This is a genomic window from Bacillus aerius (assembly GCF_029894105.1).
Taxonomy (GTDB): Bacteria; Bacillota; Bacilli; order Bacillales; family Bacillaceae; genus Bacillus; species Bacillus altitudinis.
In genome coordinates this window covers 514,977-529,637 of the sequence record NZ_JARYHO010000001.1, presented here as the reverse complement: position 1 = coordinate 529,637, position 14,661 = coordinate 514,977, and the positions used below count along the sequence as shown (strand labels likewise).

9 protein-coding genes, 4 tRNA genes and 3 rRNA genes are annotated in these 14,661 nt (G+C 45.5%); 2 read left to right on the top strand and 14 right to left on the bottom strand.

The window, feature by feature from the left end:
* Window positions 1-25: 25 nt before the first annotated feature.
* Together M2353_RS02595 and moaC are read right to left on the bottom strand one after the other, a co-directional pair.
* Window positions 26-679 carry a redox-sensing transcriptional repressor Rex gene (locus M2353_RS02595; protein ID WP_008355687.1) on the bottom strand — a complete coding sequence of 218 codons (654 nt, stop codon included), beginning with the start codon at window positions 677-679 and terminating at the stop codon, window positions 26-28.
* 15 nt (window positions 680-694) lie between these two features.
* Window positions 695-1,186: a cyclic pyranopterin monophosphate synthase MoaC gene (gene moaC, locus M2353_RS02590; RefSeq protein WP_026050052.1), complete on the bottom strand. Its 492-nt coding sequence runs from the start codon at window positions 1,184-1,186 to the stop codon at window positions 695-697.
* A gap of 138 nt (window positions 1,187-1,324) precedes the next feature.
* Here moaC and M2353_RS02585 point away from each other — a divergent pair, with 138 nt between their 5' ends.
* Window positions 1,325-3,247, top strand: coding sequence for an ABC-F family ATP-binding cassette domain-containing protein (locus M2353_RS02585; RefSeq protein ID WP_284724877.1), 1,923 nt, complete (start codon window positions 1,325-1,327; stop codon window positions 3,245-3,247).
* A gap of 466 nt (window positions 3,248-3,713) precedes the next feature.
* Here M2353_RS02585 and tsaD read toward each other — a convergent pair whose 3' ends face one another.
* The 12 genes from tsaD to M2353_RS02525 form a co-directional block, all read right to left on the bottom strand.
* A complete protein-coding gene (gene tsaD / locus M2353_RS02580) occupies window positions 3,714-4,742 on the bottom strand; it encodes a tRNA (adenosine(37)-N6)-threonylcarbamoyltransferase complex transferase subunit TsaD (RefSeq protein WP_212361007.1) in 1,029 nt (342 codons plus the stop codon).
* Window positions 4,735-5,163, bottom strand: a complete 429-nt coding sequence (gene rimI, locus M2353_RS02575; RefSeq protein ID WP_284725982.1) for a ribosomal protein S18-alanine N-acetyltransferase — start codon at window positions 5,161-5,163, stop codon at window positions 4,735-4,737. The genes tsaD and rimI overlap by 8 nt, the downstream gene beginning before the upstream one ends.
* 25 nt (window positions 5,164-5,188) lie before the next feature.
* Entirely contained in the window at window positions 5,189-5,878 is a 690-nt protein-coding gene (gene tsaB / locus M2353_RS02570) for a tRNA (adenosine(37)-N6)-threonylcarbamoyltransferase complex dimerization subunit type 1 TsaB (protein ID WP_284724876.1), read from the bottom strand.
* Window positions 5,859-6,335: a tRNA (adenosine(37)-N6)-threonylcarbamoyltransferase complex ATPase subunit type 1 TsaE gene (tsaE, locus tag M2353_RS02565; RefSeq protein WP_284724875.1), complete on the bottom strand. Its 477-nt coding sequence runs from the start codon at window positions 6,333-6,335 to the stop codon at window positions 5,859-5,861. The genes tsaB and tsaE overlap by 20 nt, the downstream gene beginning before the upstream one ends.
* A 12-nt stretch (window positions 6,336-6,347) precedes the next feature.
* Window positions 6,348-7,325: a thiamine-phosphate kinase gene (gene thiL, locus M2353_RS02560; RefSeq protein WP_284724874.1), complete on the bottom strand. Its 978-nt coding sequence runs from the start codon at window positions 7,323-7,325 to the stop codon at window positions 6,348-6,350.
* A gap of 278 nt (window positions 7,326-7,603) precedes the next feature.
* A tRNA-Asp gene (locus tag M2353_RS02555) sits at window positions 7,604-7,680 on the bottom strand.
* 49 nt (window positions 7,681-7,729) lie between these two features.
* Window positions 7,730-7,806 (bottom strand) — tRNA-Met (locus M2353_RS02550).
* Window positions 7,807-7,823: 17 nt separating this feature from the next.
* Window positions 7,824-7,939, bottom strand: a 5S ribosomal RNA gene (gene rrf / locus M2353_RS02545).
* A 61-nt stretch (window positions 7,940-8,000) separates the two neighbouring features.
* Window positions 8,001-10,931: ribosomal RNA gene (locus M2353_RS02540) — 23S ribosomal RNA — on the bottom strand.
* A gap of 182 nt (window positions 10,932-11,113) precedes the next feature.
* Window positions 11,114-12,662 (bottom strand): 16S ribosomal RNA (locus tag M2353_RS02535).
* The 16S, 23S and 5S rRNA genes sit together here with 4 tRNA genes alongside, the layout of an rRNA operon.
* 179 nt (window positions 12,663-12,841) lie before the next feature.
* Window positions 12,842-12,915, bottom strand: a tRNA-Gly gene (locus M2353_RS02530).
* A gap of 15 nt (window positions 12,916-12,930) precedes the next feature.
* Window positions 12,931-13,007, bottom strand: a tRNA-Arg gene (locus tag M2353_RS02525).
* Between the two features lie 369 nt (window positions 13,008-13,376).
* Between M2353_RS02525 and gltP the strand changes: the two genes are divergently transcribed.
* Window positions 13,377-14,627: a glutamate-aspartate/proton symporter GltP gene (gene gltP, locus M2353_RS02520; RefSeq protein ID WP_024719154.1), complete on the top strand. Its 1,251-nt coding sequence runs from the start codon at window positions 13,377-13,379 to the stop codon at window positions 14,625-14,627.
* The last annotated feature ends 34 nt before the right edge of the window (window positions 14,628-14,661 follow it).

The window sequence follows — 14,661 nt, the reverse complement described above, 5'->3', positions numbered from 1 at the left end:
GCTCCACCCCCTTTACCCCTTTTCGTCAGTCCTCCTGTGTAACAGAGTAATGCTTTAAGAAATACACAAGAGACTGAAGTTCAACCGCCAAATCTATATGATGAATTCGAATGTGTTCCGGCACATTCAATCGAGCCGGCGTAAAGTTAAGGATTCCTTTGATGCCAAGGGCAATCAAACGATCTGTAATGGATTGAGCTGCTACGGCAGGCACTGTCAAAATCGCAACAGGAATATCTCCTACCTCTTGCACATGCTCTTCAAGCTTATCCAAATCATAGACAGGCACGCCGCCTATCTCACTTCCTATTTTACTCTCATTGACGTCAAAAGCCATTGAAATTTTTGTATTATTATTTTTAATGAAATTATAGTGTAAAAAAGCAGTCCCTAAATTCCCGACACCGATGAGCATGACATTCGTCATTTCATCTTGGTCAAGGGTCTTTCTAAAGAAGGTCAAGAGGTAATCGACATTATAGCCATACCCTTTCTTCCCAAGTGCACCAAAGTAAGAAAAATCTCGGCGAATGGTGGCAGAATCCACTTTGACTGCATCACTAAGCTCTGCCGATGACACCCTTTGTTTTCCTGATGCATGCAGATTTTTTAAAAAACGGTAGTAAAGCGGCAAACGTTTGGCTGTCGCTTGTGGAATTTTTGACTGGTCTATATTCATATAAGATCCTCCAACTTAAATATCTGATGCTCTGTGAAAATCACCGTTTTTCCCACCTGTTTTTTCTACTAAATAGGTCGGGCCGATGATCATCCCTTTGTCTATTGCTTTGCACATGTCATAAACGGTCAGTGCACATACTGAGGCAGAAGTGAGCGCTTCCATCTCCACACCCGTACTTCCTTTTGTTTTCACCTGTACTTGTATGTTCAGAATGTACGCATTTCCGTCTTCCTCCCAATCAAAGGAGATATCGACACCTTTTAATGCAAGCGGATGACACATTGGAATGATGCTGGACGTTTGCTTTGCTGCCATAATGCCAGCTACCTGTGCGACAGACAGCACATCCCCTTTTCCAATGTCATGCTTTTGTATTTGATGAAATACTTCTTTTATCATACGAACGCTTGAAACAGCAACGGCAGTTCTCACTGTAGACGATTTGTCACTAATGTCGACCATCTTTGCTCTTCCTTGTTCGTTAAAGTGGCTAAATTGACTCATCTTTCAACGCTCCCTCACTCAAATCATACACTATTTTTTCCTATCTGTCTTTCATTTGACCATGGCAGCCGTATGTAAGATTTGCCGGTTTACTGCTGATAAGCTACACTTAACATATTATAGCAGAGGTGAAGTTACATGATGATTCTACAAGTGAATCAGCTGTCCAAATCGTTTGGCGCTGATACCGTTTTAACGAATATAAAATTGGAAGTCAAAGCGAGGGATCGTATTGCCATTGTCGGTCGTAACGGTGCAGGAAAATCCACGCTTTTAAAAATCATTTCCGGTCAAATGTCTTACGAACAAGGTGAGATCATCAAACCGAAAGACCTATCTATTGGATATCTCGCACAGCATACAGATGTGACGTCTACACGTACGCTAAAAGACGAACTACTATCCGTTTTCGATCATTTAAAAGAAATGGAACAAGAGATGAGAAGCATAGAAGAGAAAATGGCTTCTTCCACAGGAACAGAATTAGATTCTCTAATGAAAACCTATGACAGGCTGCAGCAAGCATTTAAAGATCAAGGCGGCTACCAATATGAAGCGGATGTCCGCTCCATTTTACACGGACTCGGCTTTAGTCATTTTGAAGACCATACAACCGTCCAATCCTTAAGCGGTGGTCAGAAAACTCGTCTAGCGCTTGGAAAGCTATTATTGATGAAACCAGAACTCTTGATTTTGGATGAGCCAACCAACCATCTAGATATTGATACCTTATCATGGCTTGAGCAGTATTTGCAAAATTATACAGGAGCCATCCTTATCGTTTCCCATGACCGATACTTCTTAGACAAAGTCGTGAACCATGTATATGAAGTGTCAAGAACAGCGATGAAAAAGTTCGCTGGGAACTATAGCAAGTATCTTGACCAAAAAGCTGAGCAGCTAGAGCGTGATATGAAGCTGTATGAAAAACAGCAAGAAGAAATTTCGAAGCTTCAAGATTTCGTGGATCGCAACTTAGCAAGAGCCTCCACCACAAAGCGTGCTCAAAGCAGGCGGAAACAGCTGGAACGGATGGATCGTTTAGATAAGCCGTTAGGAGATGAAAAATCCGCAAACTTCCATTTCGATATTATGAGGCAAAGCGGAAATGACGTGCTGAAGGTGCATGATCTCGATATTAGTTACGATAAAAAAACGCCGCTCCTCTCCTCACTCTCTTTTCATATTAAACGTGAAGATAGCGTGGCACTCATCGGTCCTAACGGTATCGGGAAATCAACTCTTTTAAAAACCTTAACGGATACGTTAAAACCAGTAAAAGGCGAGATCAGCTTTGGTTCTCATGTGACGATTGGCTACTATGATCAGGAACAAGCCAAGCTGACATCCTCCAAAAAAGTGTTAAATGAACTTTGGGATGATTATCCCCATATGACTGAAAAAGACATTCGAACTTGTTTAGGAAACTTCCTTTTTTCAGGTGATGACGTCTTAAAGCCTGTACATGCTTTAAGTGGTGGAGAAAAAGCACGACTTGCACTGGCAAAGCTGATGCTCCAAAAAGCCAATTTCCTCATTCTCGATGAGCCGACGAATCATCTTGATTTGGACAGTAAGGAAATATTAGAGAATGCACTAATAGATTATCCAGGCACCATCTTGTTTGTTTCGCATGACCGTTACTTTATCAATCGCCTGGCAACAAAAGTACTTGAGCTTTCACCAAATGAAACAAAAGAATACCTTGGTGACTACGACTACTATCTTGAAAAGAAAAACGAACAATTAGAGCTTGAAGCACTCCAAACTCAGGAGACGCATAAAAAACAAGCAGAAAAACCAGTAGAAACAGCAAAACTATCCTATGCAGAAGAGAAAGAACTCAAAAAGAAAGAAAGACAAAAGCAGCGCCGAATTGAAGAAATTGAAGAGCGTATCGCTGTCATCGAAGACAAGCTCGGTGAAAACGAAGAGCTTCTATGTGATCCTGCTATTTTCCAAGATCACGAGAAAGTACAAGCCATTCAAACAGAAAATGATGCGCTCAATCAAGAGATGGAATCACTTTTTGCGGAATGGGAAGATCTATCAGATGCATAAAGAGTGCCCTAACGGGTGCTCTTTTTTAAGGTGAGAATATTTATCCACAATGATACCCACAATAACATCTTGATTATTCTTAAATATTTTAAAGTTATCCACTTTATCCACAGTATTTTAATCACATATCCACATAAAAGATCACATTTATACACATTCTCTTCATTTTAAAACGAATTTTCTAACAATTGTGGATATATAACGCTTACATGTGAATAAATCGCTTTCATTTTAATAGAAAAAACTCCTGTATATCCACAGGAGTTCCAAATTTTTGACAAAGGGCTAAAATGAACTTGATTTTAGCCCTTTGTCTTCTTTTCAGCTTGATAGAAAACCTTTGAAGTCTAGGAAGGACGAGTACTGGCGCGGAGCGAATTTCACATTCGTGAGCACCAGCACGCAGGACTGACAAAGAATGCGAGGGTTTGTCTACACGCTGAAACTCCTGTATCCACAGGAGTTCTTATTCATAGGAGACAAGCGGCAGTCCAGGTTGACCGTTCATTGCCATGTCGCCTCTTATTCCCTTTTCAAATGCAATGGTTCCCGCAGCAGCAATCATGGCTGCATTGTCTGTACAAAGAGACAATGGCGGAATCATGACATTCACTTCAGGCAACTTCGCAAATGCTGAAGTAAGGGCTTCTCTAAGACCTTTATTGGCAGCAACCCCGCCAGCTAGAACGACTTGTTTCACACCATACGCTTCAGCCGCTTTTAAGGTCTTTCCAACTAGCACCTCAATCACGCTTTCTTGGAAACTTGCAGCCAAATCCTCTGGCGCAATGGTTTCGCCCTTTTGAGACGCATTGTGTAACGTGTTGATGACCGCTGATTTTAAACCGCTGAAGCTAAAATGATAGGATCCTTCTTCAAGCCACGCTCGAGGAAGCTTAATCGTTGGCTCCCCTTCATGTGCCAATCGATCAATATGAGGTCCTCCTGGATATGGCAGACCCATCGTCCGAGCTACTTTGTCATACGCTTCTCCAGCCGCATCATCCAACGTTTCACCAATGACCTCAAAAGACCCATGCTCTTTCATCAAAACAAGCTCAGTATGCCCACCAGAGACGACTAGAGCTAAACAAGGAAACACCAGTTCACCAACGAGCTGGTTCGCATAAATGTGTCCAGCAATATGATGAACACCAACAAGCGGAATTTGATGTGCAAAACTCAATGCTTTGGCTGCATTGACACCTATCAAAAGTGCACCAACTAAGCCCGGCCCTTCTGTCACAGCAATAGCGTCTAAATCCTGAAAGGACATATTGGCCTGCTCCATGACCTCTTCTAACACGATCGTCATTTGTTCCACATGATGCCTTGAAGCAATTTCTGGTACCACGCCGCCAAATCGTTTATGACTTTCTATTTGTGAGGCGACAACATTCGCTACGATCTCTTTCCCATTTTTCACAATGGACGCAGCTGTTTCGTCACAGCTTGTTTCTATACCTAATATGAATCGATCTTTTTTTTCACTCATTTATCTTCACCCACATGACTAATGCATCTTCCCCGTTATCCGTATAATAATTCTTTCGAATAGAAGCTGGTTTAAAACCTAGCTTTTCATAAAGGGATTGTGCTGGCGTATTTGATACCCGCACTTCTAGTGAAAGATGATCTGTCTTTTTTTCTTTGCAAAATTCCATGACATATCGAAGCAGCGTTTCCCCGTATCCTTTTCCCCGGTGCTCAGGGAGAATCGCAATATTCGTAATTTGTGCATCATCCATGACAATCCAAACGCCGCAATACCCAACAGGCTGACCATCTTCTTCAATGAGGAAATAATGGCTGTATTGGTTATGGAGAATTTCATAGACAAACGACTCTTTTTTCCAAGGCGCTGTAAACGAATGCACTTCAATCGTATATACCTCTGGGATGTCCTCTACTGTCATTCTTCGCATCTCTACTGTGTTGAGATTATTTTTGTCCTTCAAGCCATTTCACTTCCGCTTCTGCCAAACGAATATAATTAGGAACAAGCTGATGGACATCTTCAGCAGGACGGTCTGCCCCTAAAAATGCGAGCACTGAAGGTCTTGGGTTATGAAATGCCTCGTCTGCGATCACAGCAGTTTCTCCAAGTATGGAGAGAACATTCTCTTGATGAAGATGCACATCATGTCCAAGAAATAAAACAGAGTTCCCCTCCTTTTTCAGCTCTTGAAGCCAATCAGTGAGCAGGCTATTTTGATCTGGTTTCGCTTCTTTTATCTTTCCACCTTCAAATGTATATAACCCTGTATAAACTTGTCCTCTTCTTGCATCAAATATAGGAGAAATCATTCCATCAAAATATCGAGCATTTGCCGCCAGCGTTTCTAAACTTGAAACAGCAGTTATCGGGATAGACAGCGTCCAAGCAAGTGTTTTTGCAATGGTCACACCGATTCTAACGCCAGTGTAAGAACCGGGTCCTTTGGCTACAACAATTTTGCTTAATTCGTTCGGTGCTACGCCGCATTCTTTCATCAGTGCTTCAACTGTCGGCATTGCACGGACTGAATGATTCTTCTTTAAGTACGTAATACTTTCCCCAACCACAGTGTCATCACGGACAAGAGCTATTCCGAGTGTATGGTTTGACGTATCAATTGCCAGTATGGTCAATGTCTTTCATCTCCTTACAAAGGGCCTCATAGCGCTCCCCTTTTGCATAAAACGTGAGATGACGTTCTTCTTCACGTTCTGTTCTCAGCATTTCAATTTTTAAATACGATGAAGGCAATTGAGGTTCAATGAGATGTGCCCATTCAACCAAACATACACCTTCCCCCTCAAAATATTCGCCCAGTCCGATATCTTCTTCCGCATCTTCCATACGATACACATCCATATGATAAAGTGGCAGTCTGCCATCCATATATTCTTTAATAATTGTAAAAGTAGGGCTGTTGACGATACGGGTAATACCTAAGCCTTCTGCAAAACCTTTTGAAAAAGTCGTTTTACCTGCGCCTAAGTCTCCTTCTAATGTTAAGACATCGCCGGGCATCACAAGTGTAGCCAAGGCAGCAGCAATTCGTTTCGTCTCATCCGCACCTTTTGTTGTCCACGTTAACTTCATGGTGGAGTCACCTCATTTCTTAAAATGATTATATCCTTTTTTCATTAAAATTGTTTGTTGATCATGGTCTTTTAAAATAACGCTGGACGCTCGATCATCTTTGACTTGTCCAATACGCGTGACCTGAATGTGTTCTTTTTTACATTGCGTCTCAAATCGCTTCCAATCCGTTTCAGGGATCGTACCAGTTAAGACAAAATCCTCTCCACCGAACAAGACCCATTCAAGCCACTCTTTATGTAACAACGGTAGATGTGGATGTTTTGGGAGTTGATCAGCCTCAATTTCCAGCGTTACACGACTGGCCTCCGCTATTTCGTTCAGCTCACTCGCTAATCCGTCACTCACATCATTCAAGGTCACCCGGGGGAAGCTTGAACAAATAAGGCCAGCAGCAATATGCGGCTGCGGCATTTTGTGTCGCTCTAGAAAAAAAGCAGTGTCAATCGAATGTGCAGCATTTACTTCATTCATTAAAAGGGATAGCCCAGCAGCTGATGAACCTAGTTCACCTGTGACAAAGACAATGTCTCCTGTCTGAGCACTATGACGGTAACAGGCTGTTCCCTTTGGAATCTCACCAATGACCGTTACTGTGATGACAAAGTCACTGCGGGTGGCTACTGTATCTCCACCGATTAAATCCATATGATATGTGTCAGCCAATGCTTTCATTCCCTCGTAAAAAGCTGCGACAATTGCTTCATCCCCATGAGGCGGGATCGCAATTGATACAAGATAATACTTAGGGGTTCCTCCCATGGCTGCGATATCACTGATATTCACTGCCAGCGCTTTAAATCCAACCTCAAAGGGTGTGGAAAAATCAAATCGAAAATGGACATGCTCTACCATTGTATCAACACAAACGACCTCTTCACAATGTGAATGAGGTTGATAAACACTAGCATCATCACCGATGCCCATGATCAAAGAACGCTGATGCGTTTCTTTTGGTGTAATTCGGCGAATAAGATCAAATTCATCCATAAAAGACAGCCCCTTCATACAATCAACTGATTGAGCAAACATGATGTCAGACACAGTTAGTATTAGTGTAGCGAATATGAGCCTCGGTTCCAACTAAAAACGATATAAAGAAAGCCTGGTATAAAAAAACCAGGCGTTGTTTGTTGAAGTCATGATCTTTTCTTATCACATTTAGTGTAGCCAAACACAAGGAGTTTCATTGCATCTAGGATACTTATTGAAAGAAAAAGACATAAAAAAAAACGAAACTATACGTTTTCGTTTACAAGTCATAAAAATGGCGGTCCGGACGGGACTCGAACCCGCGACCTCCTGCGTGACAGGCAGGCATTCTAACCAACTGAACTACCGGACCATTTTGGCTGTACTCAATGAGTACTCCCTATTTAATAGGTAAAATAATTTGGTTGCGGGGGCAGGATTTGAACCTGCGACCTTCGGGTTATGAGCCCGACGAGCTACCGAACTGCTCCACCCCGCGACGATATAAAATGACAAGCTTGGCGGCGTCCTACTCTCACAGGGGGAAACCCCCAACTACCATCGGCGCTGAAGAGCTTAACTTCCGTGTTCGGTATGGGAACGGGTGTGACCTCTTCGCTATCGCCACCAAACCTGATGGAGAGAATGTTCTCTCAAAACTAGATAACAACGTTCATTTTTCACATTAGAATATAGGTTAAGTCCTCGATCTATTAGTATCTGTCAGCTCCACGTGTCACCACGCTTCCACCTCAGACCTATCAACCTGATCATCTTTCAGGGATCTTACTTCCTTGCGGAATGGGAAATCTCATCTTGAGGGGGGCTTCATGCTTAGATGCTTTCAGCACTTATCCCGTCCGCACATAGCTACCCAGCGATGCCCTTGGCAGAACAACTGGTACACCAGCGGTGCGTCCATCCCGGTCCTCTCGTACTAAGGACAGCTCCTCTCAAATTTCCTGCGCCCGCGACGGATAGGGACCGAACTGTCTCACGACGTTCTGAACCCAGCTCGCGTACCGCTTTAATGGGCGAACAGCCCAACCCTTGGGACCGACTACAGCCCCAGGATGCGATGAGCCGACATCGAGGTGCCAAACCTCCCCGTCGATGTGGACTCTTGGGGGAGATAAGCCTGTTATCCCCGGGGTAGCTTTTATCCGTTGAGCGATGGCCCTTCCATGCGGAACCACCGGATCACTAAGCCCGACTTTCGTCCCTGCTCGACTTGTAGGTCTCGCAGTCAAGCTCCCTTGTGCCTTTACACTCTGCGAATGATTTCCAACCATTCTGAGGGAACCTTTGGGCGCCTCCGTTACATTTTAGGAGGCGACCGCCCCAGTCAAACTGCCCACCTGACACTGTCTCCCTGCCCGATAAGGGCAGCGGGTTAGAAGGTCAATACAGCCAGGGTAGTATCCCACCGATGCCTCCACCGAAGCTAGCGCTCCGGTTTCCAAGGCTCCTACCTATCCTGTACAAGCTGTACCAACATTCAATATCAGGCTGCAGTAAAGCTCCACGGGGTCTTTCCGTCCTGTCGCGGGTAACCTGCATCTTCACAGGTACTATAATTTCACCGAGTCTCTCGTTGAGACAGTGCCCAGATCGTTGCGCCTTTCGTGCGGGTCGGAACTTACCCGACAAGGAATTTCGCTACCTTAGGACCGTTATAGTTACGGCCGCCGTTTACTGGGGCTTCAATTCGCACCTTCGCTTACGCTAAGCGCTCCTCTTAACCTTCCAGCACCGGGCAGGCGTCAGCCCCTATACTTCGCCTTACGGCTTCGCAGAGACCTGTGTTTTTGCTAAACAGTCGCCTGGGCCTATTCACTGCGGCTTCTCGGGGCTTTAACACCCTAAGAAGCACCCCTTCTCCCGAAGTTACGGGGTCATTTTGCCGAGTTCCTTAACGAGAGTTCTCTCGATCACCTTAGGATTCTCTCCTCGCCTACCTGTGTCGGTTTGCGGTACGGGCACCTCTCACCTCGCTAGAGGCTTTTCTTGGCAGTGTGGAATCAGGAACTTCGCTACTAAATTTCGCTCGCCATCACAGCTCAGCCTTCACGGGAAACGGATTTGCCTATTTCCCAGCCTAACTGCTTGGACGCGGATATCCAATACCGCGCTTACCCTATCCTCCTGCGTCCCCCCATTGCTCAAATGGTGAGGAGGTGGTACAGGAATATCAACCTGTTGTCCATCGCCTACGCCTTTCGGCCTCGGCTTAGGTCCCGACTAACCCTGAGCGGACGAGCCTTCCTCAGGAAACCTTAGGCATTCGGTGGACGGGATTCTCACCCGTCTTTCGCTACTCATACCGGCATTCTCACTTCTAAGCGCTCCACCAGTCCTTCCGGTCTGACTTCACTGCACTTAGAACGCTCTCCTACCACTGTTCGTAAGAACAGTCCGCAGCTTCGGTGATACGTTTAGCCCCGGTACATTTTCGGCGCAGAGTCACTCGACCAGTGAGCTATTACGCACTCTTTAAATGGTGGCTGCTTCTAAGCCAACATCCTGGTTGTCTAAGCAACTCCACATCCTTTTCCACTTAACGTATACTTTGGGACCTTAGCTGGCGGTCTGGGCTGTTTCCCTTTCGACTACGGATCTTATCACTCGCAGTCTGACTCCCAAGGATAAGTCATCGGCATTCGGAGTTTGACTGAATTCGGTAACCCGGTAGGGGCCCCTAGTCCAATCAGTGCTCTACCTCCGAGACTCTTACCTTGAGGCTAGCCCTAAAGCTATTTCGGAGAGAACCAGCTATCTCCAGGTTCGATTGGCATTTCACCCCTACCCACACCTCATCCCCGCACTTTTCAACGTGCGTGGGTTCGGGCCTCCATTCAGTGTTACCTGAACTTCACCCTGGACATGGGTAGATCACCTGGTTTCGGGTCTACGACCACGTACTCATGCGCCCTATTCAGACTCGCTTTCGCTGCGGCTCCGCATCTTCTGCTTAACCTTGCACGGGATCGTAACTCGCCGGTTCATTCTACAAAAGGCACGCCATCACCCGTTAACGGGCTCTGACTACTTGTAGGCACACGGTTTCAGGATCTATTTCACTCCCCTTCCGGGGTGCTTTTCACCTTTCCCTCACGGTACTGGTTCACTATCGGTCACTAGGGAGTATTTAGCCTTGGGAGATGGTCCTCCCGGATTCCGACGGAATTTCACGTGTTCCGCCGTACTCAGGATCCACTCTGGAGAGAACAACATTTCAGTTACAGGGCTGTTACCTTCTTTGGCGGGCCTTTCCAGACCTCTTCGCTTATATCGTTCCTTTGTAACTCCGTATAGAGTGTCCTACAACCCCAAGAGGCAAGCCTCTTGGTTTGGGCTGTTCCCGTTTCGCTCGCCGCTACTCAGGGAATCGCATTTGCTTTCTCTTCCTCCTGGTACTTAGATGTTTCAGTTCCCCGGGTATGCCTTCTCATACTCTATGTATTCAAGTATGGATACTACTCCATTACGAGCAGTGGGTTTCCCCATTCGGAAATCTCCGGATCAAAGCTTGCTTACAGCTCCCCGAAGCATATCGGTGTTCGTCCCGTCCTTCATCGGCTCCTAGTGCCAAGGCATCCACCGTGCGCCCTTTCTAACTTAACCATTTCTTACTTTAGAAAGAATCACTATGTGTGATGAACTTTGCATTGCATTCAATGTGAATGTATTACTTATTGTTATCTAGTTTTCAAAGAACAATCCTGTCTCGCTAGAGACATGTTTGAAGGAATGATCCTTCAAAACTAAACAAGACGAAAAACGTACGCTGCTCCATATATCCTTAGAAAGGAGGTGATCCAGCCGCACCTTCCGATACGGCTACCTTGTTACGACTTCACCCCAATCATCTGCCCCACCTTCGGCGGCTGGCTCCATAAAGGTTACCTCACCGACTTCGGGTGTTGCAAACTCTCGTGGTGTGACGGGCGGTGTGTACAAGGCCCGGGAACGTATTCACCGCGGCATGCTGATCCGCGATTACTAGCGATTCCAGCTTCACGCAGTCGAGTTGCAGACTGCGATCCGAACTGAGAACAGATTTGTGGGATTGGCTAAACCTTGCGGTCTCGCAGCCCTTTGTTCTGTCCATTGTAGCACGTGTGTAGCCCAGGTCATAAGGGGCATGATGATTTGACGTCATCCCCACCTTCCTCCGGTTTGTCACCGGCAGTCACCTTAGAGTGCCCAACTAAATGCTGGCAACTAAGATCAAGGGTTGCGCTCGTTGCGGGACTTAACCCAACATCTCACGACACGAGCTGACGACAACCATGCACCACCTGTCACTCTGTCCCCGAAGGGAAAGCCCTATCTCTAGGGTTGTCAGAGGATGTCAAGACCTGGTAAGGTTCTTCGCGTTGCTTCGAATTAAACCACATGCTCCACCGCTTGTGCGGGCCCCCGTCAATTCCTTTGAGTTTCAGTCTTGCGACCGTACTCCCCAGGCGGAGTGCTTAATGCGTTAGCTGCAGCACTAAGGGGCGGAAACCCCCTAACACTTAGCACTCATCGTTTACGGCGTGGACTACCAGGGTATCTAATCCTGTTCGCTCCCCACGCTTTCGCTCCTCAGCGTCAGTTACAGACCAGAGAGTCGCCTTCGCCACTGGTGTTCCTCCACATCTCTACGCATTTCACCGCTACACGTGGAATTCCACTCTCCTCTTCTGCACTCAAGTTTCCCAGTTTCCAATGACCCTCCCCGGTTGAGCCGGGGGCTTTCACATCAGACTTAAGAAACCGCCTGCGAGCCCTTTACGCCCAATAATTCCGGACAACGCTTGCCACCTACGTATTACCGCGGCTGCTGGCACGTAGTTAGCCGTGGCTTTCTGGTTAGGTACCGTCAAGGTGCAAGCAGTTACTCTTGCACTTGTTCTTCCCTAACAACAGAGCTTTACGATCCGAAAACCTTCATCACTCACGCGGCGTTGCTCCGTCAGACTTTCGTCCATTGCGGAAGATTCCCTACTGCTGCCTCCCGTAGGAGTCTGGGCCGTGTCTCAGTCCCAGTGTGGCCGATCACCCTCTCAGGTCGGCTACGCATCGTCGCCTTGGTGAGCCGTTACCTCACCAACTAGCTAATGCGCCGCGGGTCCATCTGTAAGTGACAGCCGAAACCGTCTTTCATCCTTGAACCATGCGGTTCAAGGAACTATCCGGTATTAGCTCCGGTTTCCCGGAGTTATCCCAGTCTTACAGGCAGGTTACCCACGTGTTACTCACCCGTCCGCCGCTAACATCCGGGAGCAAGCTCCCTTCTGTCCGCTCGACTTGCATGTATTAGGCACGCCGCCAGCGTTCGTCCTGAGCCAGGATCAAACTCTCCGAGGTATGCAGGATACATATCACACATGCGTTTCTACACGATGTAGCGAACTTAGCATGTGATCATTTCCTGCCTCGTCAGTTTGACTGACTACCTATGATGTATCATAGGATTTTTTTATAAAAACTCGAATTAACAGGTACGTTTTGTCTTGTTTAGTTTTCAAAGATCATTTTTTTAAAAATGGAGCGGGTGATGAGAATCGAACTCACGACATCAGCTTGGAAGGCTGAGGTTTTACCACTAAACTACACCCGCGTGATTAAATGTTATTGGCGCGCCCGAGAGGAGTCGAACCCCTAACCTTTTGATCCGTAGTCAAACGCTCTATCCAATTGAGCTACGGGCGCTTAATCAGGCGACTTAATTATCTTAACATATCGTTTTTATTAAGTCAACATCTTTTTAAAGTTTGTTTGTCGTATCTGTCTGAGCATCAGTGTTTCAGATGCGTCATCAGCGACGAACAAAAATATACCATGGATCATACAAAAGGGTCAATACATTTTCCTAAAAAAGTTTAATGTTTTTTAAGAAGTGCTCTTTTGTTAGTTAAATAGAGTTTCAATCGTCCTATTTTCATTTCTTTCTTCATAATTCTAATGATTCTTAAATAAAATCTTTCTAAATCCAAAGGAGGACAAAACATGGTCACCTAGAATTTTTATTTATTGGAAAATTCTTAATATTTTCCATGCATTTAAAGGAGGTAGGAGATGATGAAAAAGTTTGTCGCTTTTCAAATCATGATCGCTTTGGTGATAGGAGCTCTTATCGGCCACTTCTTCCCTGATTTCGGAATGGCACTGCGGCCCATTGGGGATGGCTTTATCCGATTGATTAAAATGATTGTAGTCCCTATTGTTTTCTCTACGATTGTCATCGGCGCAGCTGGCAGCGGTGGAATGAAGAAAATGGGCAGTCTCGGATTAAAGACAATCATTTGGTTTGAAGTCATTACGACCATCGTTCTTGGAATCGGACTTTTATTGGCCAACGTGTTAAAGCCAGGCGTTGGACTCGATTTCTCTCAATTAGCTAAGAAAGATATTGGGGAACTCGATGGTTATACTCAAAAGGTCGTCGATTTTAAACAGATGGTTTTAGACATCATTCCAACCAATATCATCGATGTCATGGCTCAGAATGATTTACTAGCAGTGATTTTCTTCGCTATTTTATTCGGTGTAGCCGCAAGCGGTATTGGGAAAGCTTCCGCTCCTGTCCTTACCTTCTTTGAATCAGTAGCACAAATTATGTTTAAGCTCACACAAATGGTCATGGTGACAGCTCCTATTGGAGTTTTAGCATTAATGGCAGCTTCTGTCGGACAATACGGCATTGTTTTACTCATTCCTATGATGAAACTTGTTGGCACTGTCTTCTTAGGATTGTTTATTATTCTATTTGTTTTGTTCCCTCTTGTCGCACTGATCTTCCGTTTTAACTACTTCGAAGTGTTGAAAATGATTTGGGATTTGTTTTTGGTTGCCTTTTCTACTACAAGTACAGAAACTGTTCTTCCACAGCTCATGTCACGGATGGAGAAATACGGCTGCCCAAAAAGAATCGTTTCCTTCGTCATCCCGTCAGGTCTTTCTCTTAATTGCGATGGTTCAAGTTTATATTTATCGGTTTCCTGTGTGTTTCTTGCACAAGCGTTTGGTGTCGATATGAGTTTATCACAGCAGCTCCTCATGATGCTTGTCCTTGTTTTAACAAGTAAAGGCATTGCGGCTGTCCCGTCTGGCTCACTTGTCGTTCTTTTGGCAACAGCTCATGCAGTAGGCCTGCCAGCAGAAGGTGTCGCTATTATCGCCGGGGTTGACCGGATTATGGATATGGCTCGAACAGGCGTGAATGTTCCTGGACATGCGGTTGCCTGTATTGTCGTTTCTAAATGGGAAAAAGTATTCCGAGAGTCTGCATGGGAAGTTCCAAAAGCAGGTGAAGAAACAAAAGGAATGTAATGTTTTTTATGAAGGAAAGGGGTCGCCCTTTCCT

Bases quoted from the DNA above. Each gene is read 5' to 3' on its own strand.
- M2353_RS02595 (WP_008355687.1), bottom strand. From the start codon at position 679: ATGAATATAGACCAGTCAAAAATTCCACAAGCGACAGCCAAACGTTTG.
- moaC (WP_026050052.1), bottom strand. From the start codon at position 1,186: ATGAGTCAATTTAGCCACTTTAACGAACAAGGAAGAGCAAAGATGGTC.
- M2353_RS02585 (WP_284724877.1), top strand. From the start codon at position 1,325: ATGATGATTCTACAAGTGAATCAGCTGTCCAAATCGTTTGGCGCTGAT.
- tsaD (WP_212361007.1), bottom strand. From the start codon at position 4,742: ATGAGTGAAAAAAAAGATCGATTCATATTAGGTATAGAAACAAGCTGT.
- rimI (WP_284725982.1), bottom strand. From the start codon at position 5,163: ATGACAGTAGAGGACATCCCAGAGGTATATACGATTGAAGTGCATTCG.
- tsaE (WP_284724875.1), bottom strand. From the start codon at position 6,335: ATGAAGTTAACGTGGACAACAAAAGGTGCGGATGAGACGAAACGAATT.
- thiL (WP_284724874.1), bottom strand. From the start codon at position 7,325: ATGGATGAATTTGATCTTATTCGCCGAATTACACCAAAAGAAACGCAT.
- gltP (WP_024719154.1), top strand. From the start codon at position 13,377: ATGAAAAAGTTTGTCGCTTTTCAAATCATGATCGCTTTGGTGATAGGA.